We start from the raw sequence: 24,436 nt of genomic DNA, 5'->3' as shown, positions 1-24,436 counted from the left end.
ATCGGGGGTTTTAGTGCTTAGCCTGCAGACATGTCAGTCCCCACTTCCTCCTCCTCAACCGCGCCCGCGGCGTCCCTCGTTGTGCTGGGAGCCGGGCCGCGCGCGGTGGGCGTGCTTGAGCGTCTCGCCGCCAACCGTGCCGAGCTCTGGCCCGCGGGCACACCCCTCACCGTGCACCTGGTGGATCCCCATCCGGCGGGACCCGGCAGGATCTGGCGCCACAATCAGTCGCCCCTGCTCAAGCTCAACTCGATGGCCGCGGACGTGACAATGTTCACCGATGAGACTTCGGTCATCGACGGCCCGGTCCTCCCCGGCCCCTCGCTGGTGGAGTGGGCCGAGCGGGTGCGCACGGGAGACATCGTCCTGCCCGGGGGCGACGTGGGAGGATCGGATGCCGCCCTGTGGGACGATCGTCCTGGGCCCGAGGATACGTCGCCCGGCGTGGATGCCGCCCTCTGGGACGAGATACGAGCATTGGGTCCGGCAAGCTTCCCCACCCGGCGCCTGCAGAGCCTCTATCTGCGCTGGTTCTATGCCGAAGCCGTGCGCAAGCTCGGCCCCGGCGTGCGGGTCATCGAGCATCGTGCCCTCGCCCGGGCGGTGCGCGAGACCCCCGACGGTTCGCGGCGTGTGCACCTGGATAACGGTGAGGTTCTCGACGCCGACCTGGTGCTCTACTCCCTCGGCCACACCGGGGTGAATCCGGCACCCGAGCACACTCGGCTTCAATCCTTCGCCGACGATCACGGCCTGTTTTATCTGCCGCCGGCATTCACCGCGGATGCCGATACCCGGGCGCTCCGACCCGGAGAAAACGTCCTGGTTCGTGGATTCGGGCTCGCCGCCGTGGACCTGATCGTGCTGCTCACCGAGGGCCGCGGCGGAACATTTGACCGCCCGGTTCCCGGTGGCCCTTTGCGTTATGTTCCCTCGGGACGAGAGCCCCGGATCGTCGTGGGGTCCCGGCGCGGCATTCCGTACCACTCCAAGATCGGTTCGGCGCTCGCCGGAGAGGCCCCGACCCCGAGGTTCTTCACCGCCGACGTCGCCGCCCGGCTGGAGGCCGAGCATGACGCGCTGGATTTTGCCGAGGATATCTGGCCGCTGATCGCCAAGGAGATGCTCTGGGGCTACTATCGGGAACTCTTCACCGGCCATCCCGAGCGGGTGAGCTCCACGTGGGCGGCGTTCTCTCGGGCGTTCGAGTCGATCGATCCGCGGGCGGTGCTGATCGCCCCCGGGTCGGGCGAACCCGCAACCGTGGGTCCCGACCCGGCGCCCGTGGGGGCGGCGCCCTCCGTGACCACGCACTCGGACACGACCTCCACCACGCGGCCAGACGCGTCCCTGTCCGCGGGATCCCCGGGGTATCCACTCCCCCGGATTCGCGACGACCGGGACCGGGCCGCGGTCGAGGCCGATGCCCGCACGCTGTCCGCGCTGATCCAGGCGTCCGTCCCCGATACCCTGGATCGACTGTTCCTGCCCGAGTTCGATCGGCCCCTCGCCGGTGCCCACTTCGACCGGGTCGAGGACCTCCAGCGGGCCGTACGCTCCTACATCGAAGACGATCTGCGCCTGCGCACCCGGCCCGAACACAGCGCAACCCTGGGACTGTTTCTCTCGATCCTCACCTCGATGTTCACCTTTGCCGAGCTGGTGGCCTCCCCCAAGTGGACGGCCCGCTCCCGCGTCGCCGATATCAACGGCTGGTGGCAGGGCTACTTCAGTTTCATCGCCAGCGGTCCTCCGGCGCACCGCCTGGAGGAACTCCTGGCCCTCTCGGCGGCGGGCATTGTGGACTTCCTCGGTGGGGACATCCGGGTTGATACCGACACCAAGACCGGCGAGTTCCGCGCCCGGGGGTCGAATCACGACCGCACGGTTTTCGCCCGCGCGCTGGTGGATGCCCGCCTGCCCGACGCGAACATCGCCCGCAGCGATAGCCCGCTGCTGCGCGGCCTGATCGACACGGGTGACGGGATCGAGGAGGTTGCCCGGGATCCCCAGGGCTCGGGCAAAGCCGAACGCACGGTGCCCACCGGGAAGCTCACGGTTCGCCCCGAGGATCGCCGAGTAGTGCGCATCGGGGGCGACCCCGCCCCACGCAGTTTCGCGATCGGCCCCTATACAAACTCACCGTTTGTCGGGGCGTTTTCCCGCCCCCGTACCAACGCCGTCTCGTTCCGTGAAAACGATCGGGTTGCACGCGCCCTACTGACCCACCTGGCCGAGATCACCGCGAACCGGGTAGCATCGGGAAAAGCCGTCCCCACACGTCGGGATGCCTCGGATTCCCGGGCATCCGAAGCCGACGTCACGGACCGGAAAGCTCAGGAATTTCTTGCGGAGGCTCGATGACCCATTCTGTGGACACCCTGGTGATCGGCGGCGGTGCCATGGGCTCGGCCGCGGCCCGGGAACTCGCCCGGCGCGGGATCGATGTGGCCCTCGTTGAGCGCTTCACACCGGGACATACCCGAGGTGCCTCGCACGGGGCCTCCCGCAACTTTAACCTCTCGTATGCCGAACCGGTGTACCTGCGCATGCTCGCCGCCGCGCTTCCGGCCTGGCGCGAGCTTGAGGCCGAAACCGGGACCGCGCTGCTGGATCAGGTGGGCATCGTGAATCACGGCTCGAACCCGACCTTTGACGCGGTGGCGCGGCTCCTGCCCGAGTTCGGTTTCGCAGCCGAGTTCCTGGACCCGGCCGCCGCCGAAACGCGCTGGCCGGGGATCCGATTTGATACCCGGGTGCTGGCCACGCCGCAGGCTGGCCGGCTCAACGCCGATGCCGCGGTCACCGCCCTCCAGCAATCGGCGCGCGCGCACGGGGCCCGGATCCGCGACGGCGCGCGGGTGACGCGGGTGCGGGTCCTGGGAGATGATCGAGTCCGGATCACGGTGGAACCCCAGGACGCGGACGGAAACCCGCAGGGGGATCCCGAGTCCTGGGAGGCTCGGCGAGTCGTGGTGACCCTGGGTGCGTGGACCACCGCGCTCCTGGGACCGGCGATCGCGCTGCCCCGGCTCACCGTCACCCAGGAACAGCCCGCGCACTTCGCCGAACGCGAGCCGGGCCTGATCTGGCCGGGATTCAACCACACCCCGGCACCCGGGGATCCACGCTATGGATACTGGCACTCGCCCATCTACGGGATGCAGACGCCGGGTGAGGGAATCAAGGCGGGGTGGCACGGCGTCGGACCGATCAGCGACCCCGATGCACGCACCTTCCGCAGCGAACCGACCCAGCTGCATGACCTGCAGCGTTATGTCCGCGACTGGCTCCCCGGTGCCGATCCCGATTCATTCACCGAGATCAGCTGCACCTACACCACCACCGAGGATTCCAACTTTGTCCTGGACCGGGTGGGACCGATCGTGGTGGGGGCGGGCTTCTCCGGGCACGGGTTCAAGTTCACCCCGGTGGTGGGATCCTACCTGGCCGATCTCGTGCAGGGCCGCGGCGCACCGGAGCTGTTTTCGCTCCGCGCGGCGCGCGGCCCCGTCCGCGCCTAGACCGCGGCCGTCTCGGCCGCGTCGGTGGGAGTCTCGGCGGCGTCGGTGGGCGTCTCGGCGGCGTTCGCCGAGGATCCCTAGTCCGTCGCGTCTGCTGCGTTCGCCGGGTCTGTCGTGCCTGCGGCGTCCGCGCTGCTTGACTCACCGGCGGCGTCGGCCTGCAGCTCGGGGAGGAACTCGGCGCGTTCGGCATCGTAGCGGGCCTGGATCTCACGCGCGTCCAGGTCCTCGGCGGTCAGGGACTTCGCGAACCCATAGATGCCGATCTGCTCGGCCGTTTCCCGCGGATCAAACAGGGGTGTCCAACCGGTGCCGAGGTACAGGCGAACGGCCTCGGGCTGGCGCGGCCCGGTGGTCAGGTAGGCACGGGTGAACCCGCGACGCCGAGACTCGTCTTCCAGCTCGGCCAGCACCCGCTTGGCGAGTCCCTGACGGCGCTGCTGGGAGGAGACCCAGATGCGCTTGAACTCGGTGGTGTGCTGGTCAAAACGCTTGAATGCGCCCCCGGCCACCGCGATGCCGTCACGCATCAGCAGAGCGAATGCTCCGATCGGCGGCAGGAAGTTCTCGGCCGGATACCGGTACAGCTCGGCAGAAGCAGGCTCGCCGAAGAGGTCACCGTAGCGGTGGTCATACTCGGCGGCGAGTTCGCGAATCAGCGGTTCCACGCGCGGGTCCTCGGGAGAAACGTAGACAAACTCCTCGTGCGAAACGGTCGAGCCCGCGGAGTCGCGGGCGGGAACTGCGGCGGCGCGGGCGTCGCTAGCCCGTTGTGTGTCGCTGGGCTGCGCGCCAGTAGGCTGCGTGCCAGCGGCCTGAGTGTCGGTGGGGGTCTGAACGGTGTCTGTCACGGCGATTCTCCAGGGTGACGTGGGCGCGCGGGCTTGCGGAAAAGCGGGCGGTGCGGGGATGGGGAGCGCTCACGCGAGGGACAATTCTCACGGAACACTCGAACGTAACACGAGCAGTGTAGTCCTGATTCCCGACCGCGAGCTTCGGCCGGTCGGAACCGGATACTCGGCCCTAGTGATCGTAGGGCTCGATGTGGTCCCTGACGATTCCGTGGGGCGGGACCGAGGGGGCCGGCGCGGCCCGATCCAGTAGCGCGGCGGACATGATCGCCCCGGCCCCGAAGCGGGCGCGCAGCGTATCAATCGCGGATTCGGCCTCGCGCCAATCCTCATCGGGGTCCCAGAGCGCGGCGCGCGGATCGGTCCCGGTTTGCAGCTGTTCCCCGCGGACGCCGATCAGCCGGACCGGACGCCCGGCAATCTCCAGCGCGTCCACCAGGTCGGCGGCCTCCTCGAAGATTCGCCGGGCCACATGGGTGGGCTCGGCGAGAGTGCGCGAGCGGGTGAGGGTCGTGAAATCGTCAAAACGCACCTTGATCGCCACCGTCTTGGCCGACATGTCCGCCGCCCGCAGCCGCGCGGCGACCCGGTCGCTCAGCCCCAGCAGCTCGCGGCGGATCGCTCGCGGATCGGCGATCGAGTGTTCGAAGGTGACCTCGTGTCCGATGCTCTTCTCGGCGGCAACCGCCGGCTCCACCCGACGGGCGTCCTGGCCGCGGGCAAGCAGCTGCAGTTTCAGCGCCGTGGCCGGACCAACCGCGCGCACCAGGAGTCGTTCGGGAGCATCGGCCACGTCGGCCACCGTGCGCAGCGCGATCCGCTCGAGTGACTCGGCGGTTTTGGCCCCCACACCCCAGAGCGCACGGATCGGAAGCGGGCGCAAAAAGGCCACGGTTTCGGCCTTGGGGATCACCAGCAGCCCGTCGGGTTTCCCCTTGCCGGAGGCGATCTTGGCCACAAACTTGGTGGCGGCGATGCCCACGGTGCAGGCCAGGCCGGTCTGTTCACGCACCCGGCGACGGATCTGCTGGCCGATCTCGCTGGGGCTGCCCAGCAGTCGGCGAGCGCCGGACACGTCGAGGAACGCCTCGTCGATACCCAGGACCTCGACCATCGGGGTCATCTCGCGGAAGATATTCATCACGATGCCCGAGTAGTGCCGGTAGGCGGCAAAGTCGGGTTCGATCACCAGCAGCGAGGGGCACAGCTGGAGCGCCCGGGCCATCGGCATCGCCGCGTTCACCCCGTAGCGACGTGCCGCATAGTTCGCGGTGGACACCACGCTGCGTCCCGAACGGTGACCGATGGCCACCGGCCGATGCGCGTCTTCGGGACGATCCAGCAGCGACACCGACGCAAAAAACGAGTCCATGTCCACATGCAGGATCGGGGTTTCGCTGTCGTCGGCATTTGCCGCCGACACCAGCCTCTCGCGCCCGTCCTGCTTACTCACTCCCCCATTGTCCCACCGACCCCCGACATCGGCGAGGCCCGCGAGGCCCGTGTGGGTCTACTCGGGAATGCGATGCCGCGGACTGTTCGGGTTGAGGAGCGAATGGCGGCGTGAGTACCCGAAGTAGACGGCCAGGCCGATGACCAGCCAGATCAGGAAGCGCAGCTTGGTGAGGTCATCAAGCTGCCAGATCAAGAATCCCGAGGCGAGGACCCCGAATGCCGGAATCACCGGCATCAGCGGCAGCCTGAACGCCCGCTCGGCATCGGGACGGGTGTAGCGGAACACGATCACCGCGATACACACCACAACAAAGGCGGCGAGGATCCCAATATTGGTGAGCTCGGCCACCTCACGGATCGGAAAGACCCCGGCCAGGAACGCGGCGGCGCATCCGGCGATCCAGGTCACCCGGTTGGGCACGCCGCGCTTATCCGTGTGCGCAAACCAGCGCGGAAGCAGACCATCCCGGCTCATCGAGAACCAGACCCGAGTGACGCCGAGCAGGAAGGTCAGGACCACGGTGATGATCGAGACCACCGCGAAGATCGAGAGAATCGTGGCGACGTTTTTCAGCCCCACGCTGTTGAAGGCCGAGGCAAAGCCCGCCCGGGTATCGATGTCGGCGTAGTTCTGCATGCCGGTCAGGACCAGGCTGGCCCCGATGTAGAGCACCAGCGCGATGCCCAGGGAGAGCACGATGGCCCGAGGCATGTGTTTGGGTCCGTCCTTGGCCTCCTCGGCCGCGGTGCTCATCGCGTCGTACCCGAATACCGCAAAAAACACGGTCGCCGCCCCGGTGATCACCGAGCTAAAACCGTTGGGCATGAACGGATCGTAGTTATCGGTGTTGATAAAGAACACTCCCAGGCCCACGATACCTAGCACCAGCAGCACCTTGATCCCCACGGCGATCAGCTCAAACCGGCCGAAGGCCCGGGCACCGCGGCTGAGGATCCAGGTGACCACCAGGCACACGATGATCGCCGGGAGATTGATAAAACCGCCCTTGCCCTCATCCACCGTCGAGGTCAGCCAGATCGGCATGTCCACCCCCACGCCGCCGAGGAACGCCTGGAAGTATCCGGCCACCCCGATCGAGACGACCGCTGCCACGGCAACGTATTCCAGCAGCAGGTCCCAGCCGATGAACCAGCCCACCAGTTCGCCCAGTGCCACGTAGCCGTAGGTATAGGCGGAACCGGCGCGCGGCACCATCCCGGTGAACTCCGCATAGGACAGCGCGGCCGCCGCCGAGGCGAGTCCGGCGATCAGAAACGAGAACAGGACCGCGGGCCCGACCCCGGGAACGCCGTCGCCTCCGCGGGCCACCAGCCCGGCGAGCGAGAAGATTCCGACCCCCAGGATCCCGCCGATGCCCAGCGCCGTGAGGTGCCAGAGTCCCAGCGTCTTCTTGAGTGGACTGTTTGCGGCCTCCGCCATGATCTGGTCGAGGGGCTTGCGCCGGACCAGGGATCGAAAAAACAAGGGTTCGGACATCGAGGCCTCCGCATCGGTGGGGATCGCATCGACTCCACCGGGCGCGGAGTACGCGACACAGCCTAGGTTGACCGGCGAGACCGACCCCAGCCCTAATCCCATTTCCCAGCGGATATCAGGCGCGATACATGCCCACGTGTGCCGTGCCGTATCGAGTTGTTCGCCCCGGGCACGGATTCACATTAGTCACGGTGCCCGGCACCGAGCGCGTCCCGGATACCCTGCGCCGTAACCGCCTGTTTGGGGTGACGACGCTCGGTTTCATCAGCCAGGGCGAGAATCGAATCGACCAGGGCGGGCGTGCGGGAATCGGGGCACAGCAGAATCGCGAGTTCCAGCTGCCCCAGCATGGCGGAGCGTTTCGGCACAATCTCGAGGTAGGTCTCCCAGCCGCGCGGATCGCCTGTCAGTGCCAGCAGATAGGCGGCCTCACACCGCGTGGGCAAATCCGAGTTCTCGACATACGTCTCGCCCGTGGAGTGCAGCCACTCGTTCCACCAGTTACCGTGATCCTCACGGCGAAGGTCTCCCCACATGGGATGCACGATGTGGCGTTCATAGGCGTTTCGCATCGTGTTGAGCAGAAGCACACGGGTACGGTCATCGGCGGCGCTCAGGACCGGATCCAGGACGTCTCGAAAAGCCGGAGAGAGGAAGCGATTTCTCACGGGGAGAAGCATCCAGCTGAGCTCGGCACGGGCCAGCCGATTCAGTGCTCGTCCCGCGTGCAGGCGGCTCTCATCGCTGGTTGACCCCAGATCCTCGGTGATCCGGGCGATCTCGGCCTCCAGCGTCGCGGCCCTCCGAGCATATTTCTCGGATTGCAGTAGCGAGATGATGTGCGGCTCCATGCTCGTTAGGGTAGCCGGAATCGCTCACCCTTCGCAGCACCAGGACTCGACTCGACACGCAAAAACGATGGCCCATATTCCGCGAAATCAGGCCCACGGGCCGCCGCGTGCCGGGGGCGTGTGGCATACCTTCGTTCACCGTGTGTCAGGATTCGGGTCCACCACTCACACGGGTCACAGCGGACACACGGCTAACAGGGGTTAGTCTTCCCCCATGACAACGGATTTTCCCTCCCGCACCCGGCGCGGACCCCGCCGATGAGCGCCGCCTCCGCCCCCGAGCGGCCCCACACCGAAACCGGATGGGTGAGTACCGGACGGGCGGCACTGTTTTGGGTCTGTGCAGTGGTCGGCGTCGCGGTCATGTTTGCGGCCTGGTTCCTGCTGAGCGTCGCCTCCCTGGAGGAGGCCACCGATCAGAGCAGGGCCCTCGCCGCCGGCGAAAGCATGGCGGGAACCGCGCTGCTGTGGGGCGTGCTGCCGCTCGTACTGGTCCACATCGCAGGCTTGGCCATCCTCATCCCCGCGGGCCGCCGGGCGCGAGCAAACCCTAAAATGGGCGGGCTTCTCGGCACAATCACGGTGATCGCGGCCTCGGCCATCGGCTTTGTCTTAGTGCTCCTCGTGACCAACGGCGTTCTCTTCAAACTCGCGTCCGCCTAGCCGAACGCTGGTCAATCCGGACGATTGTCCCGTGAAATGAGCGATTGCGACGCGAGTGGGGCCGCGTATCCACCGTCGTCCCCGATTTGGCCAGGAGCCCCCTGGATGAGAGAGTGAAACCCTCATGAAGACCTGGGGGGAATGACATGAGTGAACTCGATCCGTCTCGCACCGAGCCGACTGGAGCCGCGTCCAATCTCGAGCGATCCAACACCAACATGTTCGGCAACGTATCTCCGGCTCGCTCGTCCCGCCAGGGCGCGCTGATGCAGGCATTCGTGGGGTTGATCGTCGGCGCGGCCATCTCATATCCCATGGGCATCATGTATCTACTGGGGGCCATGGCGAGTTCGGTTTGGCTTGTCCTATCGGCACCAGGGATTGCCCTCATCGCCTTCTGGGTTCTCGACCAGACGATGAATAAAAAGCCCCGCAGTTGGATTCGTGGACCCCTCGCCGGGATTGTGTTCACCGTCTTATTTGCGGCGATCTCGGTACGAATTCTTATGCTCTTTGAATTCCACGCGCCCGCCGTTGTGATTGTTGGAGGCCTGGTCGGCTTCGTCGCGGTCGCGCTCTCACGCATCGGAGATCTTGTGGACCGCTTCCGGACCCCGAAAACGCCGCCGCCCGCTCCTTCGCCGAACCCGCTTCCCTAGCGCCGCACACACAACGGCGGCTCGTATTCCCCGGTCCGGGAAATACGAGCCGCCGATTGCGTGCTAGTCGATTTATGCCTGCGCGGCGCGCTCCAGCAGGAGTTCGCGCACGCGGGCGGCGTCGGCCTGGCCCTTCATGGCCTTCATGACGGCACCGATCACGGCACCGGCGGCCTGGACCTTGCCCTCGCGGAGCTTTTCCAGGATGTCGGGCTGGGCGGCGAGAGCCTCGTCGATCGCGGCGATCAGGGCACCGTCATCGCTCACCACGGCGAGGCCGCGAGCGTCCACAACCTCCTGCGGCGAACCCTCACCGGCGATAACACCCTCGATAACCTGGCGGGCCAGCTTATCGGTCAGGGTGCCGGCCTCGACCAGCTTGGCGGTCGCGGCGACGTTCTCCGGGGAGATCAGCGACGCGGCATCCACACCCTGGGTGTTGGCGATGCGCGAGATCTCGCCGGTCCACCACTTACGGGCGGCCTGTGCGGTGGCCCCGGCGGCGACGGTAGCGCTGATCTCGGCCAGCAGTCCGCCGTTCACGACGTCCTGGAACTCCAGGTCGGTGAAGCCCCACTCGCCCTTGAGACGACGGTTGCGGGCGGCCGGTGCCTCGGGCAGCTCGGAACGCAGCTGCTCGATCAGCTCGCGACCCGGCACGACGGGCAGCAGGTCGGGCTCGGGGAAGTAGCGGTAGTCGTCCGCGTCCGACTTCGGACGGCCGGCGCTCGTGGTGCCGGTGTCCTCGTGCCAGTGACGGGTCTCCTGGGTGATGGTGCCACCGGCCTCGAGGATCGCGGCCTGACGCTGGATCTCGTAGCGCACCGCCCGCTCAACCGAGCGCAGCGAGTTGACGTTCTTGGTCTCGGTGCGGGTACCCAGCTTCTCCTGGCCACGGGGGCGCAGCGAAACGTTGGCGTCACAGCGCAGGTTACCGCGCTCCATCCGGGCCTCGGAGATACCCAGCGAGATCGCGATCTCACGAACCACGGCCACGTAGGCCTTGGCCAGCTCGGGCGCGTTGTGCTCGGCACCAAAGATGGGCCGGGTCACGATCTCCACCAGCGGCACACCGGCACGGTTGTAGTCCACCAGCGAGGCCGAGGCACCCTGGATGCGACCGGCCGAACCACCCACGTGGGTGAGCTTTCCGGCGTCCTCCTCCATGTGCGCCCGCTCGATCGGCACGTGGTAGATGGTGCCATCGGCCAGCTCCACCTCAACCGAACCGTCATAGGCGATCGGCTGGTCGGACTGGGTGATCTGGTAGTTCTTGGTCATGTCCGGGTAGAAGTAGTTCTTCCGGGCAAAGCTCGAGGTTTCGGCGATCTCGCAACCGAGGGCGAGGCCCAGGCTGATCGAGTAGCGCACTGCCTGCTCGTTGACCACCGGCAGGGTGCCCGGCAGGCCGAGGTCCACCGGGGTGATGTTGGTGTTGGGCTCGGAACCGAACTCGTTCGGTGCCGACGAGAACATCTTCGTCTTGGTACCGAGCTCGATGTGAACCTCGAAGCCGAGTACGGGCTCAAACAGTTCGAGTGCGCGCTCGAAGGAGAGGATCTTGTCCTTGGCCATGTTTACTTTCCTCCCAGGGCGGGTGCCTGCGAAATGAGGGTGTGTCCCCAGCCGGATTCGAGGCGGGCCTCGATCGCGGCGGCGACGCGGTACAGACGGTCATCGGCGCGAACCGGGGCCATCAGCTGCAGACCGGTGGGCAGACCATCCTCGGGGGCGAGACCCATCGGGATGCTGATGCCGGGCACACCCGCGAGGTTTGCGGGGATGGTGGTGATGTCGTTGAGGTACATCGCCAGCGGGTCGTTGATCCGCTCCCCCAGCTTGAAGGCGGTGGTCGGGGCCGACGGCGAGGCGATTACGTCCACCTGCTCGAACGCGGCGTTGAAGTCGCGCTGAATCAGGGTACGGACCTTCTGCGCGCTGCCGTAGTAGGCGTCGTAGTAACCCGAGCTCAGGGCGTAGGTACCGAGGATGATGCGGCGCTTGACCTCGGGACCGAAGCCGGCCTCGCGGGTCGCGGCCATGACGTCCTCGACGGTGCCGCCACCCTGCGGGTGCACGCGCAGGCCGAAGCGCACGGAGTCGTAGCGGGCCAGGTTCGAGGAGGCCTCGGCCGGCAGGATCAGGTAGTACGCGGCAACGGCGTACTCGAAGTGCGGGGCGTCGATCTCGACGATCTCGGCACCGGCACCCTGCAGCAGGGTCAGGGTCTCGGCAAAGCGCTGCTCGACACCGGCCTGGAAGCCCTCACCGGAGAACTGCTTCACCACGCCGACGCGCAGGCCCTTGAGGACCTCGCCCGACTGGCCCTCGCGCGCGGCGGCGGCCATCGAGACCCAGGACTCGGGGATCGAGGTCGAGTCGCGGGCATCGTGTCCACCGATGACGTCGTGCAGGAGCGCGGCGTCGAGGACGGTCCGGGTAACCGGGCCGACCTGGTCCAGGGAGGAGGCCAGCGCGATCGAACCGTAGCGGCTCACGCCACCATAGGTGGGCTTCACGCCGACGGTACCGGTGACGTGGGCGGGCTGACGGATCGATCCACCGGTGTCCGAACCCAGAGCCAGCGGCGCCTCGAAGGCGGCCACGGCCGCGGCCGAGCCACCACCGGAACCACCGGGGATGCGGGTCAGGTCCCACGGGTTGTGGGTCGGGCCATAGGCCGAGTGCTCGGTGGAGGAACCCATCGCGAACTCGTCCATGTTGGTTTTACCGATGGCGATCAGGCCGGCGGCGCGGGCGCGCTCCACCACGGTCGCATCGAACGGGGACATGTAGCCCTCGAGGATCTTCGATCCCGAGGTGGACGGCATGTCCGTGGTGACCAGGACGTCCTTGACCGCGAGCGGCACACCGGCCAGCTCGTGTAGCTGCTCACCGGCGGCGCGACGCTCGTCGATGCCGCGGGCGGTCTCCAGTGCCGAGTCCGAGACGTGCAGGAACGCGTGGACGTCGCCATCGACGGCGGCGATGCGATCCAGGTGGGCCTGGGTGGCCTCCACGGCGGAGACCTCACCGGCGGAAAGCTTGGCGGCCAGCTCGGCCGCGGAGAGGCGAATCAACTCGCTCATTACTGCTCCTCCCCGAGGATCGCGGTGACCACAAACTTGCCATCCTGCTGCTCGGGCGCATTCTGGAGCACCTGCTCCTGGGTGAGGGTCTCCCCCACCACGTCGGCGCGCAGCGCATTGGTCAGCGGGATCGGGTGGCTCGTGGCGGGCACCTCGGCGGTGGCCACCTCCGAAACCTTCGCGATGCTGTCGACGATCTGACCCAGCTCGGTGGTGAGGCTGGCGATTTCGTCCGGGCTGAGGTCGATCCGGGAGAGCGACGCGAGGTGCGTCACGAGCTCCGGGGTAATTTCCGACATGTAGCTCCATCTCAGAGGGCGGGAAGAATCTCCTCAGTCTATCGTGGGGCGCGCTCCCCTCGCCTCCCGCCACCGCAAAACCGCGGTGTCGGGGAGGTAAACCACCCGTCGGCCGCGCACCACGCCCCGAGTTTCGCCCGAATTGGGGACCGGTCTGCGTAGTATGGTGCGCGTGAATACCTCGTCCTTCGCATCCGAAACCCGTCCCTGGCTGGCCAGCTACGCAGAAAACGTTCCCGAGGACATCGCCGTCCCCTCGGGCAACCTGGGTGCGCTGGTTCGTGGCTCCGCCGAGAAATATCCGAGCGCGGTTGCGCTGGAATTCTTCGGGGCCACCACCACCTATGCGCAGCTGCAGGATCAGATTGAGCGCGTGGCCGAAGGGCTGCGCCGCCTGGGCGTGCGCCGCGGCGACACGGTCGCGCTGGTGCTGCCCAACTGCCCGCAGCACATCGTTGCGTTCTACGCGGTGCTACGCCTGGGCGCGATCGTAATCGAGCACAACCCGCTCTACACCCCGCGCGAGCTGCGGCACCAGTTCGAGGACCATCGCGCGCAGACCGCGATCGTCTGGGACAAGGTGGCCGAGACCGTGCAGGACTTCCCCGTTGACCTCGGTGTCCGCTCCCTGGTCTCGGTCAATGTGACCACCGCGATGCCCCGGGCGATGCGCGCCGCGCTGCACCTGCCGATCGCCTCGGCGCGCGCCTCCCGCAAGCAGCTCACCACCCAGGTCGAGAACACCATCCGCTGGGAGAAGCTGCTCAAAAACGACCGGATCTCGGCCGAGGTTCCCGAACCCGAAACCGCCGAGACCGCGGTCATCCAGTACACCTCGGGCACCACCGGCAGCCCCAAGGGTGCGGTGCTCAGCCACGCCAACCTGCTGGCCAACGCGATGCAGGCCCAGGCCTGGACCCCGACGATTACCCGCGGCGGCTGCGTGGTTTACGCCGTCCTGCCGATGTTCCACGCCTACGGGCTCACGCTCTGCCTGACCTTCGCGATGAGCATGGGCGCACGCCTGGTGCTGTTCCCGAAGTTTGATCCCGACCTCGTCCTCAAGGTCATGAAGAAGCACCCGCCGACCTTCTTCCCCGCGGTCCCGCCGATCGCCGAACGGCTGATGCAGCGCGCGGTGGAGCGCGGCATCTCGCTTGAGGGGATCGAGATCGCGATCTCCGGCGCGATGCCCCTGCTCACCGAACTGGTCGAGCCCTGGGAGAAACTCAGCCGCGGCTACCTCGTCGAGGGCTTCGGGCTGAGCGAGTGCTCCCCCGTGCTGATGGCCAATCCGGTGGCCGAGAACCGCAAGGCCGGCACCGTGGGGCTGCCGATGCCCGGAACCCTGCTCAAGGTTGTCGATCCCGAAAACCCCACCGTCGAACTGCCGCTGGGTGAACCCGGCGAGCTGCTGGTCAAGGGCCCGCAGGTCTTCTCCGGGTACTACCGCAAGCCCGAGGAAACCGCCGAGGTGTTTGTGGACGGATGGTTCCGCACCGGTGACATCGTCACCATCGACGAGGACGGCTTCACCCGCATCGTTGACCGGATCAAGGAACTCATCATCACCGGCGGCTTCAATGTTTCCCCCTCCGAGGTGGAGGCAACGATGAAAACCCATCCCGCCATTGCCGATGTCGCGGTGGTAGGCCTGCCCTCGACCCACTCGGGTGAGGACGTGGTGGCCGGCGTGATCGTCGAGGCCGGACAGAGCCTCAACGAGGAGGAGGTGCGCACCTGGCTGCGCGAACGCCTCACCCCCTATAAGGTTCCCCGTCGGATCGTGGTGCTGGATGAGCTGCCGCGTTCGCTGATCGGCAAGGTGCTGCGCCGCGAGGTGCGCACCAAGATTCAGGAGCTCGACGCCGCCTAGGCGAGAAACCACATCGAAGACACACCACAGAACCCCCGGAGACCGCGAAGTCTCCGGGGGTTCTGCGTGCGCTGGCGGCGCGCTACTCGGCGCTCGGGGCGTCGACCTCGGCAGTTTCTCCGGCGTCCGATTCCGTGGCCACACCCTCGGGTTCTGCGGTGTCGATTCCGGCGGCGACAGTGGCTGCATCGTCGGCGGCGTCAGTGGCGGCATCGTCGGCCAGGAATCCCGGACCCTCCACCACCAGGCGCGCGAACTGCGCGGCGTCCAGCACCGGCACGCCCAGCGCCTCCGCCTTGGCCAGCTTGGAGCCGGCTCCCGGGCCGGCGGCGACAAAGTCGGTCTTCTTGGACACGCTGGAGGCAGACTTTCCGCCGGCCGCGATGATCGCCTCGGCCGCCCCCTCGCGGGTGAAACCCTCAAGCGATCCGGTAGCCACAACCGTGAGTCCGGTCAGCACGCCCTCGGCCGCCGACGAGGCACCGGGTCCGGGATGTCCGGGAGTGGCCCACTGCACGCCGGCGGCACTCCACGCGGCGATAATCTCCTCGTGCCAGTCGATCGGGAACCACTCCAGCAGCGAGTCGGCGATGGTTGGTCCCACGCCCTCAACCTCGGCCAGTTCCTCCCGGGTGGCGGTGCGAATCGCGTCCAGCGATCCAAAATAGTCGGCCAGGGCACGCGCGGCCACCGGGCCCACGTGACGAATATTCAGCGAGACCAGCAGACGCCACAGCGGCTTGGTCTTGGCGATCTCCAGGTTTCGCAGCAGCTCCTCGGCGTTCTTGGAGGGTACCCAGTCGGCATCCCCGAAGAATTCGCGCTCGGGATCAAACTCGGGATCGCGCTTGCTGCGCTTTCGACGGAACGGGTTCAGCCGCTTGGGCAGCCCGGTTTTCTCGTCGATCCGCGGCTCGCCGGTCTCTCCGTCACGCACCTCGACCACGATCGGGAAGATGTCTTCCAGGCGCAGCGCGAACAGGCCGGCCTCGGTCACCAGCGGCGGAACCTCGGGGAACACCGGCTGGGTCAGCGCGGCGGCGGCCACCTCGCCGAGCGCCTCGATGTCGAGGCCCCCACGCGAACCGATGTGCTCGACCCGGCCGCGCACCTGGGCGGGGCAGGAGCGGGCGTTGGGACAGCGGAGGTCGATATCGCCCTCCTTCATGGCCCGCAGCTCGGTCCCACACTCGGGGCAGCCCACGGGCATAACAAACTCGCGCTCGGAGCCGTCACGCAGGTCGACCACCGGGCCCAGGACCTCGGGGATCACGTCCCCGGCCTTACGCAGCACCACCATGTCACCGATCAGCACGCCCTTGGCCTTGACCACATCACGGTTGTGCAGGGTGGCCTGGGCCACCTCGCTTCCGGCCACCCGCACCTTTTCCATCACCGCATAGGGGGTGGCGCGGCCGGTGCGACCGACGCTCACCACGATGTCGAGGAGGCGGGTGTGCACCTCCTCGGGCGGATACTTATAGGCCGTCGCCCAGCGCGGCGCGCGGCTAGTGGCACCCATCTCGGCGTGCAGGGCCAGTTCATCCACCTTGACCACGATGCCGTCGATCTCATGCTCGAACGTGCCCCGGGTGGACCCGACCTCCTCGATCCGCGCGGCCACCTCCTCGATCGAGGCATACACATGTGAGTTCGGCGAAGTGGGAAGCCCCCAGCTGTCCAGCAGGTCATACACCTCGGACTGGGCGGAGACCGGCGGGTTCTCCCAGGCACCGATCCCGTGCACATACATCGAGAGCTTGCTCAGGCGCAGCGTCATCGCCGCCAGCTGGGCGGGGGTCTTCCGGTCGGGCTTTTGCCGCAGCGATCCGCTGGCCGCGTTGCGCGGGTTGGCAAAGACCTTCTCGCCGACCTCCTGCTGGGTTCGGTTGATCTCGTCAAAGTTTTTCACCGGGAAGAAAATCTCCCCGCGCACCTCGACCAGCTCGGGCAGGTTCTCGCCGTGCAGTCGGTCCGGGATGCCGGGAATCAGCGCGATGTTTTCGGTCACGTCCTCCCCGGTCACGCCGTCGCCGCGGGTCGCCGCGCTGACCAGCTCGCCGTTTCGATAGCGCAGGTTGATGGCTAGTCCGTCGATCTTCAGCTCGGTCAGGAACCTGACCTCGCGCCCCGCCAGGGCGCGGGCCTTCTCGGCCCACTCGCGCAGTTCTTCCAGGCTGAACACGTTATCGAGGCTCAGCATGCGCTCGGCGTGGACAACCTCGGAGAACAGGGTGTTCTTGGCGGCGCCAACCGTCAGGGTCGGGCTGTCCTGAGACTGGAGCTCGGGATACAGCCGTTCCAGCTCGGCCAGGCGATGCTGCAGGGCATCGTATTCGGCATCGGTGACCGGCGCGGCATCGCCACCGTAGTACGCATCACGCAGGGAGAGGATCCGCTCGGTCAGCGCGCCCACCTCGGCGGCGGCGGCGTCACGGTCCGGCACGGCGCCCGCGGCCGATGCGGCCTCGGGCGCGGAAGAAGCGGGCTGGAGAGCGTCGGAACCTGCGTTGTTAGTCACGAATCCATTGTACGAAGGGACCACCGACACGGCCATCCGCCCCGCTGACACAGATTTGTCGTATATTGACCGTGAATTTTGGATACAAAACGGTCTCGGTTTCCGTGTTTTGCACAAACGTGCTTATGGTGTGAGACGTACTAATTCGATCTACGGCGGCTCCGGGGGCAGCCGTAGGCCGAGCCCGGACGCCAAAAGTGACCGGACGCGGGTAAGTTCCCCGAACGAGAAAAGAGAATTCGTGTCCGAATCTAGGGGGCCGCACTCTACTGCGGAACAGAAAAAACTACATCGGCGCGTGGTGGGGGTTGCCGCGGCCGCAGCAGTCGGAGGATTTCTTTTCGGCTTCGACTCCTCCGTTGTTAACGGCGCCGTCGATGCGATGCAGAAGCACTTCGCACTCTCCGATGCACTGATCGGCTTCGCGGTAGCCTCCGCGCTGCTGGGCTGTGCGATCGGTGCCTACTTTGCCGGTCGGATCGCGGATAGCCGCGGCCGAATCTTCACCATGCTGCTGGGCTCCGCCCTCTTCCTGGTCTCCTCCTTCGGTGCGGCCTTCGCGTTCGCCCCCTGGGACCTGATCATCTGGCGTGTCGTGGGAGGCCTGGGAATCGGTATCGCCTCGGTGGTGGCCCCGGCGTACATCGCCGAGGTCGCACCCAAGTATGAGCGTGGCCGCCTGGCCTCGCTGCAGCAGCTGGCGATCACCCTGGGTATCTTTGCCGCCCTGCTCTCCGACGCCTCCTTCGCCGGTGCCGCGGGATCGGCCGAATCGGAGTTCTGGTTCGGGATCGAGGCCTGGCGCTGGATGTTCCTCGCCTGCGCCGTCCCGGCAGTCGTCTACGGCATCCTGGCCCTGCGCCTGCCCGAGTCTCCGCGCTATCTGCTGATGCACGGTCGCGAGCCCGAGGCCCGCAAGATCTTCGCCACCATGTGGAAGGCCGAGGACATTGAGGCCGCCGTGGGCGAGGCCAACCGCGCCATCGAGGAGGATAAGACCACCAAGAAGGCCTCGCTGTTTGAGGGCCGTCGCCTGCTGCCGATCGTCTGGATCGGCATCATCCTGTCGGTGTTCCAGCAGTTCGTGGGCATCAACGTGATCTTCTACTACTCCACCACGCTGTGGAAGGCCGTCGGGTTCGATGAGAGCAACTCGCTGCTGATCGGTGTGATCACCTCGGTGATCAACGTGGTCGCAACCCTGGTGGCCATCGCCCTGGTGGACCGGATCGGCCGTCGTCCGATCCTGCTCACCGGTTCGCTGGGCATGGGTGTCTCCCTGGCCGCGATGGCGATCTCCTTCGCCAACGCGACCGTGGTAAACGGCGAACCGCACCTGCCTGGTGCCTGGGGAACCGTCGCCCTGATCGCCGCCAACCTGTTTGTGGTCTGCTTCGCGGCCAGCTGGGGCCCGCTGGTGTGGGTGCTGCTGGGCGAGATCTTCCCGGGTCGCATCCGCGGTAAGGCACTCGGTGTGGCCGCCATGGCCCAGTGGATCGCCAACTTCCTGATCACCGTGAGCTTCCCGGTCATGGCCGCGGCCTCGCTCCCGCTGACCTACGGCATGTACGCGCTGTTTGCGTTCGCCTCGCTGGTGTTTGTCTGGTTCAAGATTCCCGAGACCAATGGTCTGAGCCTCGAGCAGGCGGAGACCCTCTTCACCCGCAAGAACGTGGCGAAGAAGGACTAACGCACCCTGACAAAAGGCGGCGACCGGAATTCCGGTCGCCGCCTTTTTGGTTTTCGGGATCTAGCCCAGCGCACCCGCGGGCACGGCCGAAACCGTGCGATCGATCGTGCACTGACCGAGCACCCGGGTACCCACATAGATCACCGCGGTCTGACCGGGCGCGACGCCGTCCAGCGGCGTCTCGGGGATGATGTGCAGCTCGGTGCCCTCGGCCGTCTCGGCCACGCGGGCGACCGCGGGAACCGGATCGGCGTGGGCGCGAATCTGCACCTCGCAGTCGAAGGTCTCGGTGGGGTTTTCGGGGGCAAGTCCCGCCCAGGTGTAGCGGGATCCGGCGATTTCGGCGGTGGCCAGGGCCTCCTTCGGTCCGACGATCACCTCGTTGGTCTTCGGACGCACCTCGAGCACAAACCGCGGGCGACCATCCGGTGCCGGGGTTCCCAGGTGCAGGCCGCGACGCTGGCCCACGGTGTAGGCGTGGGCACCCTCGTGGCTACCCACGACGTTGCCGGCGCGGTCGACGATCTCACCGGTCTGCGTGCCCACCCGGTCGGCCAGCCAGCCGCGGGTGTCACCGTCGGGGATGAAGCAGATGTCGTGGCTGTCGGGCTTATTGGCCACGCTCAGTCCGCGCTCCTCGGCCTCGGCACGAACCAGCGCCTTGGTCGGGGTGTCGGCCAGCGGGAAGTAGCAGTGCTTGAGCTGCTCGGCGGTCAGCACGCCGAGCACATAGGACTGGTCCTTGGCCCAGGCGCTGGCGCGGTGCAGCTCGATGTTGCCCTCGGCATCGGTGACGATGCCCGCATAGTGGCCGGTGCACACGGCATCGAAGCCGAGGTCCAGGGCCTTTTCCAGCAGCGCGGCGAACTTAATCTTCTCGTTGCAGCGCATGCACGGGTTCGGGGTGCGACCGGCCGAGTACTCGGCGATGAAGTCGTCCACCACATCGAGTTTGAAGCGTTCGGAGAAGTCCCAAACATAGTAGGGAATGCCGATGATGTTTGCCGCGCGTTGGGCATCCATCGAATCCTCGATGGTGCAGCAGCCTCGGCTGCCCGTGCGGAGGGTTCCGGGCATCCGGCTCAGCGCCAGGTGCACCCCCACGACCTCATGCCCGGCTTCGACCGCCCGGGCCGCGGCGACGGCGGAGTCCACTCCGCCACTCATTGCTGCAAGAACCTTCATCCCTCAAGTCTACGCGCCGAAGGGAAATCCCCACATTCGAGCGGGGAACGTCGTGTGCGGTGCGCCCGGTCCCACCCGCTCGGACGGCGCGGCTCAGTGATTCGAGCCCCGGCTGCTCAAGCGGTCCCGGTCCAGGAAACCCGGTCCCGCCCGCTCAGACGGTGCGGTTGGAGAGCCCCGCCCGCGCGGCCGACGCATAGGCGGCGGGGACCGCGGCGACGCAGGCATCCACGTCGGCCTCGGTGCTGGTGTGGCCGAGGGTGAAGCGGAGGACGCTTCGTGCGGCATCCTCGTCCCGGCCCATCGCGAGCAGCACGTGGGAGGGTTCGGGGATCCCCGCCTGGCAGGCCGATCCGGTCGAGACGGCGAGTCCCGCCATGTCCAGCAGGAACAGCAGCGAGTCGCCCTGAGCCCCGGGGAAGGCCACATGCACGTTATTGTCGAGGCGCTCCTCCCCCGCGACCCCGGACAGGGTCGCCGCGGGATTCGCCGCGAGAACCCCGGCGATCAGGCGGTCCCGCAGCGCGGTGAGCCTGACGTGTTCCTCGGCCCGGGTCGCCTCGGAGATGGTCGCCGCGGCGGCGAAGGCCACGGCCGCGGGCACATCCTGGGTGCCCGAGCGCACCTGTCGCTGCTGCCCTCCGCCGTGCAGCAGCGGCTCGATTGCCGCGCTTCGGGCCAGCACCAGCGCGCCGATGCCGATCGGCCCGCCGATCTTATGGGCGGACACGCTGATCGCGACCGGACCGGCGTTTCCGCTGGCCCCGGCCTCGGCGCGCAGCGCGTGCAGGTTGATGTCGGCGTGGCCATAGGCCGCCACCGCATCCAGGTGCAGCGGGACCCCGGCCGCGGCGGCGAGCCGGGACAGCTCGGCCACCGGCTGAATCGTCCCCACCTCGTTATTGGCCCAGATCGCGGTGGCACACGCGACCGCGTCGCCGTGCTCGGCCAACGCCGCGGCAAACGCGTCGGTGCGGATTCGCCCCGCCTCATCCAGCGGAATCGCCACGATGGTGGCGTCCTCATGGGTAGCCAGCCATTCGGCCGTGTCGATGGTCGCGTGGTGTTCCCCATCGGGCACCAGGATCACCGGACGCGAGGCACCGGTGTTGCGCTGCCAGTACAGGCCCTTAAGCGCCAGGTTGATCGACTCGGTGCCGCCGGAGGTGAACACCACCTCGATCGGATCGGCGCCCACGGTGCTCGCGACGCGTTCCCGCGCCTCCTCCAGCACCGCCCGGGCTGCCTGCCCAGGGCCGTGGATCGAGGCGGGATTGCCCACCCGCGAGTGCGCGGCCACCAGGGCCGCCAGCGCCTCGGGGCGCATCGGGGTGGTGGCCGCGTGATCGAGATAGATCGACATCGAACCCGGGCTTAGAAGAGCAGGTCGGAGAGCGCGCGACGTGCGGTGCGCACGCGCGGGTCCTCGGCCCCCACCACGTCGAAGTACTCCACCAGGCGCTCGCGCAGGCGACCGCGATCCTCGGCGGAGGCCGCCGGGAAAAGCTCCAGCAGGCGCACGAAGGCATCCTCGATGTGACCTCCGGAGAGATCCAGGTCGGCCACCGCGAGCTGCGCGGTCACATCGGTGGGGCCCTCGGCCGCGGCGCGACGGATCTCGTCCAGGGTGCCGTGGCTCAGGCGCTCCAGCAGGCGCACCTGGGACAGGCCTGCACGGGAGAGCTCATCGCGCGGGTTCAGCTCGAGCGCCTCGGAATAGGCCACGATCGCCGCCGGGAAGTCTCCCGCCTCGATCGCGTCAAAGGCAGCCTGCTGCTGCGGGGTCAGCGGTTCGGGCTCGGGCTCGATGGCCTCGCCGGTCACCTGGGCGATCCCGGTGACGCCGTTCTGGCCGGCAAGCTCGATCAGCTGGGCAAAAACAGACTGGATCTGCGCATCGGGCTGGTCGCCCTCAAACATCGGAACCGGACGCCCGCCGACCAGACCGGCAACGGTCGGAACCGCCTGCGCCTGGAAGGCGCCCACCAGCTGCGGGTTGGCGTCGCCGTCTACGGTGGCCAGCACCAGGCGGCCGCCAAAGGCCTCCACCAGCGAGCCCAGGCGGGCGCGCATCGCGTCACTCTCGGGGCTGCGCGGCGACCAGATCAGCAGGGCGACGGGCACCTTGGCCGACAGCTCGGCGACCACGCTCACGGTGGCATCGGTTGCGGTCAGCACCAGGCTGGCTACCGGCACCACCTCGACGCCCGCGGGCACCGGGGCCGCCGGGGCCTGCTGGCCGGGCACGCCAAACGCGCTCTGGGCGGGGGCGGCCTGGGCGGGGGCAGCCTGGGCCGGGCGACCCAGGGCTGACAGGTCTGCGGCTCCGCGCAGTCCTGCGGGGATGGACTCGTTTACGGTCACTGTACTTCCTCGGCTTTAATCAGGGCCTGGCTGAAGCCCAGAAGGGTAATCTTCTGCTTGCTATCCTTCGCCGGCACATAAAACAGTAGCTGCTCTTCGTAGGTGGTCTGCAGCGGCTTGGTGGTTTCCGCGGCCCCCAGCAGGGCGGCCACGGCCTCACCGCTGGGCTTCACCTTGGCATCGGCACTGGTGGGCGACACCTTCACAATATCGTGCAGGCTCACCGAGACGATCGCACCGGAGTCGTTCGTGGCCAGGGCCAGCGGCTTGCCGGTCCCCGGTTCGGTGCGGAATTCGGCGGTGGCGGCCTTATCGGCGAGGCTCGCGGTGACCTCGTCCCGGAACTTCTGGATCTGGGTGCGCAGCGAGTCGCCATCGGCGTCAAACTTCGCATAGCTTTCGCTCTGTTCACCGTTGGTCAGGATGTCGCCATAGGCGGCGGCCAGCTGGTCCGGAGCCATGGCCAGGAAGGCCGAATCGGCGGGAACCGAGGCGGCACCCACGCTGACCGAGGCCACGTCGGGGATGGTCACCTTGGGCTCGAGACGGGTGGCGTAGTGCACCACGTAGTTGGCACGCGGGCTATCCTGCACCAGCATCAGCGCGGTCGGGGCCAGGGTGGGATCGTCCTTATCGGCGACAACCGTGAGCAGGGTCCGCGGCCAGCCGTCGGTGGCCTGGGGCAGGGTCAGTCGCAGCGGCGATCCGGGAACCGGGGTCAGCGGCGCCAGATCGGCCTTCACGCCCTGAATCTTGTAGCCGATTTCGCGCTCGGTCAGCGCGGGACCGGCAAAGCGGGTCTTGGCCAGGTCGAGGTTCTTCGCCTGATCGGCCTCATGGGTGGTGACCGAAATCCGCTGAATGATGCGCTTGGCCTGCGGCTCGGTGACCACGGGGTTGGGCAGCGCATCGGCGTCGGAGGACGCGCTCGGGCTGGCCGACGGGTCGGTCGGGTTCAGCGGTGCGACCGAGGCGGCGGTGTCCTCGGGGGTCTGGGTTCCGCCCCCGGGCCAGTAGGCGGCCGAACAGCCCGACAGCGCCAGCACGGTTGCGAGTCCCAGCGGGACCACCACCAGGCTCCGCTTGCCGAAGCGCGGACCGGTGGCCCCACCCTCGGGACGGTACTTACGTGCGCGCGGCAGCTTCACCTTGGTGCCCTCCTCGGACAGCGGGGCCAGGCTCTTTCGACGCGGCCCACGCGACTTGCGCATGTGGCGCACGCCCAGCAGGTACAGGATGATACCCAGCAGCAGGAAGGCCAGGCCGGCCACGATCAGCGGCCCCGCCCACGGGGTGCTGTTATCCAGCGGCCAGCTGACGGTGATGTTCTTGGGGGCCGGCTTGGTGCCATCCGAGGCGATGATGACCGAAACGTCTTCCGGCACCGAGATCGGCGCGATCACCGCGGTGTCCTCCGAGGTTTCCCAGAGCCACATGTCCGAGCCGGCGGGGTTCGCCCAGGTCGCCGGGCTCACGCCCTCGGGCGCGGTGCTGGCCGGAATGGTCGAGCTCACATCGGGGGTCTTGACCTTGTCAACCAGCTGCGTGCCGTCCTTGTTCAGCGAGAGCTGGTTGTACTTGGACTGCCCGAGCCACGCCTCAACGTTGCTGGTGCGGCCGTAGGCCACAAAGACCTTCTCGCCGTCATCACCGGTCACCGAGAGGGACTGTCTCCCCTCGTGGGAGGTCAGCACGGATCCACCGATCACGGTGTACGGCTCGGAGGTGGAAACCTTGGTTTCCAGCTCTACCTTATCCGGGCCCAGGAACACGGTTCGCTGGGCGATCCCGAGCACAATCAGGACGGCGGCAAGCACGAGTGAGGCAATGGCCAAAACAAAACGCACGGATTTTCTCCTTCTGTGTCACCGCAAATCGGGCTACCAGGTCATCATCTTTTCGGTACGCGGT

At 67.4% G+C, this 24,436-nt stretch carries 18 protein-coding genes; 6 read left to right on the top strand and 12 right to left on the bottom strand.

Annotation, left to right across the window (positions count from 1 at the left end; all coding sequences use genetic code 11):
• The first annotated feature begins 30 nt into the window (after positions 1 to 30).
• On the top strand, positions 31 to 2,364 hold the full coding sequence (locus tag C7C57_RS06285) for an FAD/NAD(P)-binding domain-containing protein (protein ID WP_187977988.1): 2,334 nt from the start codon (positions 31 to 33) through the stop codon (positions 2,362 to 2,364).
• Complete coding sequence (locus C7C57_RS06280) at positions 2,361 to 3,524, top strand: FAD-dependent oxidoreductase (RefSeq protein ID WP_187977987.1); 1,164 nt, start codon at positions 2,361 to 2,363, stop codon at positions 3,522 to 3,524. Before C7C57_RS06285 ends, C7C57_RS06280 begins: the two co-directional genes overlap by 4 nt.
• A 77-nt stretch (positions 3,525 to 3,601) precedes the next feature.
• Here the strand turns inward: C7C57_RS06280 and C7C57_RS06275 are convergent, their stop codons facing one another.
• The 4 genes from C7C57_RS06275 to C7C57_RS06260 form a co-directional block, all read right to left on the bottom strand.
• On the bottom strand, positions 3,602 to 4,375 hold the full coding sequence (locus C7C57_RS06275; protein ID WP_187977986.1) for a GNAT family N-acetyltransferase: 774 nt from the start codon (positions 4,373 to 4,375) through the stop codon (positions 3,602 to 3,604).
• 172 nt (positions 4,376 to 4,547) lie between these two features.
• On the bottom strand, positions 4,548 to 5,828 hold the full coding sequence (dinB, locus tag C7C57_RS06270; RefSeq protein ID WP_255505791.1) for a DNA polymerase IV: 1,281 nt from the start codon (positions 5,826 to 5,828) through the stop codon (positions 4,548 to 4,550).
• Positions 5,829 to 5,885: 57 nt separating this feature from the next.
• Positions 5,886 to 7,328 (bottom strand): amino acid permease, encoded by a 1,443-nt coding sequence (locus tag C7C57_RS06265; RefSeq protein WP_187977985.1) that lies wholly within the window; start codon positions 7,326 to 7,328, stop codon positions 5,886 to 5,888.
• A 182-nt stretch (positions 7,329 to 7,510) separates the two neighbouring features.
• Positions 7,511 to 8,179, bottom strand: a complete 669-nt coding sequence (locus tag C7C57_RS06260) for a hypothetical protein (RefSeq protein ID WP_187977984.1) — start codon at positions 8,177 to 8,179, stop codon at positions 7,511 to 7,513.
• A gap of 258 nt (positions 8,180 to 8,437) precedes the next feature.
• Between C7C57_RS06260 and C7C57_RS06255 the strand changes: the two genes are divergently transcribed.
• Positions 8,438 to 8,842, top strand: coding sequence for a hypothetical protein (locus tag C7C57_RS06255; RefSeq protein WP_187977983.1), 405 nt, complete (start codon positions 8,438 to 8,440; stop codon positions 8,840 to 8,842).
• Positions 8,843 to 8,988: 146 nt separating this feature from the next.
• Entirely contained in the window at positions 8,989 to 9,501 is a 513-nt protein-coding gene (locus C7C57_RS06250; protein WP_187977982.1) for a hypothetical protein, read from the top strand.
• A gap of 72 nt (positions 9,502 to 9,573) precedes the next feature.
• Here the strand turns inward: C7C57_RS06250 and gatB are convergent, their stop codons facing one another.
• From gatB to gatC, 3 genes are read right to left on the bottom strand one after another with little or no spacing between them, the layout of a single operon-like run.
• Entirely contained in the window at positions 9,574 to 11,076 is a 1,503-nt protein-coding gene (gene gatB, locus C7C57_RS06245; RefSeq protein WP_030148761.1) for an Asp-tRNA(Asn)/Glu-tRNA(Gln) amidotransferase subunit GatB, read from the bottom strand.
• A gap of 2 nt (positions 11,077 to 11,078) precedes the next feature.
• A complete protein-coding gene (gene gatA, locus C7C57_RS06240) occupies positions 11,079 to 12,590 on the bottom strand; it encodes an Asp-tRNA(Asn)/Glu-tRNA(Gln) amidotransferase subunit GatA (RefSeq protein ID WP_187977981.1) in 1,512 nt (503 codons plus the stop codon).
• Positions 12,590 to 12,889 carry an Asp-tRNA(Asn)/Glu-tRNA(Gln) amidotransferase subunit GatC gene (gene gatC, locus C7C57_RS06235; protein ID WP_030148759.1) on the bottom strand — a complete coding sequence of 100 codons (300 nt, stop codon included), beginning with the start codon at positions 12,887 to 12,889 and terminating at the stop codon, positions 12,590 to 12,592. Before gatC ends, gatA begins: the two co-directional genes overlap by 1 nt.
• 172 nt (positions 12,890 to 13,061) lie before the next feature.
• On the opposite strand from gatC, the gene C7C57_RS06230 reads away from it, so the two are divergent.
• Positions 13,062 to 14,765: a long-chain-fatty-acid--CoA ligase gene (locus tag C7C57_RS06230; protein ID WP_030148758.1), complete on the top strand. Its 1,704-nt coding sequence runs from the start codon at positions 13,062 to 13,064 to the stop codon at positions 14,763 to 14,765.
• A gap of 82 nt (positions 14,766 to 14,847) precedes the next feature.
• On the opposite strand, the gene ligA is transcribed toward C7C57_RS06230, so the two are convergent.
• Positions 14,848 to 17,211, bottom strand: coding sequence for an NAD-dependent DNA ligase LigA (gene ligA, locus C7C57_RS06225; RefSeq protein WP_255505826.1), 2,364 nt, complete (start codon positions 17,209 to 17,211; stop codon positions 14,848 to 14,850).
• Positions 17,212 to 17,527: 316 nt separating this feature from the next.
• On the opposite strand from ligA, the gene C7C57_RS06220 reads away from it, so the two are divergent.
• Entirely contained in the window at positions 17,528 to 18,976 is a 1,449-nt protein-coding gene (locus C7C57_RS06220) for a sugar porter family MFS transporter (protein ID WP_030148756.1), read from the top strand.
• Positions 18,977 to 19,036: 60 nt separating this feature from the next.
• Here the strand turns inward: C7C57_RS06220 and mnmA are convergent, their stop codons facing one another.
• From mnmA to C7C57_RS06200, 4 genes are all read right to left on the bottom strand, one after another.
• Complete coding sequence (gene mnmA, locus C7C57_RS06215) at positions 19,037 to 20,161, bottom strand: tRNA 2-thiouridine(34) synthase MnmA (RefSeq protein WP_030148755.1); 1,125 nt, start codon at positions 20,159 to 20,161, stop codon at positions 19,037 to 19,039.
• 154 nt (positions 20,162 to 20,315) lie between these two features.
• Complete coding sequence (locus C7C57_RS06210; RefSeq protein WP_187977980.1) at positions 20,316 to 21,524, bottom strand: cysteine desulfurase family protein; 1,209 nt, start codon at positions 21,522 to 21,524, stop codon at positions 20,316 to 20,318.
• Between the two features lie 11 nt (positions 21,525 to 21,535).
• On the bottom strand, positions 21,536 to 22,525 hold the full coding sequence (locus C7C57_RS06205; RefSeq protein WP_187977979.1) for a tetratricopeptide repeat protein: 990 nt from the start codon (positions 22,523 to 22,525) through the stop codon (positions 21,536 to 21,538).
• Positions 22,522 to 24,372 carry a hypothetical protein gene (locus C7C57_RS06200; protein ID WP_187977978.1) on the bottom strand — a complete coding sequence of 617 codons (1,851 nt, stop codon included), beginning with the start codon at positions 24,370 to 24,372 and terminating at the stop codon, positions 22,522 to 22,524. Before C7C57_RS06200 ends, C7C57_RS06205 begins: the two co-directional genes overlap by 4 nt.
• Positions 24,373 to 24,436 lie beyond the last annotated feature (64 nt).

Source organism: Mycetocola sp. JXN-3 (genome assembly GCF_014522285.1).
GTDB classification, from domain to species: Bacteria; Actinomycetota; Actinomycetes; order Actinomycetales; family Microbacteriaceae; genus Mycetocola; species Mycetocola saprophilus.
The sequence above is the reverse complement of the archived record's forward strand: the minus strand, read 5'-3'. Positions and strand labels throughout refer to the sequence as shown.

What these genes read in the sequence shown, in the direction of transcription:
- C7C57_RS06285 (WP_187977988.1), top strand. Translation starts at nt 31, where the DNA reads ATGTCAGTCCCCACTTCCTCCTCCTCAACCGCGCCCGCGGCGTCCCTC.
- C7C57_RS06280 (WP_187977987.1), top strand. Translation starts at nt 2,361, where the DNA reads ATGACCCATTCTGTGGACACCCTGGTGATCGGCGGCGGTGCCATGGGC.
- C7C57_RS06265 (WP_187977985.1), bottom strand. Translation starts at nt 7,328, where the DNA reads ATGTCCGAACCCTTGTTTTTTCGATCCCTGGTCCGGCGCAAGCCCCTC.
- C7C57_RS06260 (WP_187977984.1), bottom strand. Translation starts at nt 8,179, where the DNA reads ATGGAGCCGCACATCATCTCGCTACTGCAATCCGAGAAATATGCTCGG.
- C7C57_RS06255 (WP_187977983.1), top strand. Translation starts at nt 8,438, where the DNA reads ATGAGCGCCGCCTCCGCCCCCGAGCGGCCCCACACCGAAACCGGATGG.
- C7C57_RS06250 (WP_187977982.1), top strand. Translation starts at nt 8,989, where the DNA reads ATGAGTGAACTCGATCCGTCTCGCACCGAGCCGACTGGAGCCGCGTCC.
- gatB (WP_030148761.1), bottom strand. Translation starts at nt 11,076, where the DNA reads ATGGCCAAGGACAAGATCCTCTCCTTCGAGCGCGCACTCGAACTGTTT.
- gatA (WP_187977981.1), bottom strand. Translation starts at nt 12,590, where the DNA reads ATGAGCGAGTTGATTCGCCTCTCCGCGGCCGAGCTGGCCGCCAAGCTT.
- gatC (WP_030148759.1), bottom strand. Translation starts at nt 12,889, where the DNA reads ATGTCGGAAATTACCCCGGAGCTCGTGACGCACCTCGCGTCGCTCTCC.
- mnmA (WP_030148755.1), bottom strand. Translation starts at nt 20,161, where the DNA reads ATGAAGGTTCTTGCAGCAATGAGTGGCGGAGTGGACTCCGCCGTCGCC.
- C7C57_RS06210 (WP_187977980.1), bottom strand. Translation starts at nt 21,524, where the DNA reads ATGTCGATCTATCTCGATCACGCGGCCACCACCCCGATGCGCCCCGAG.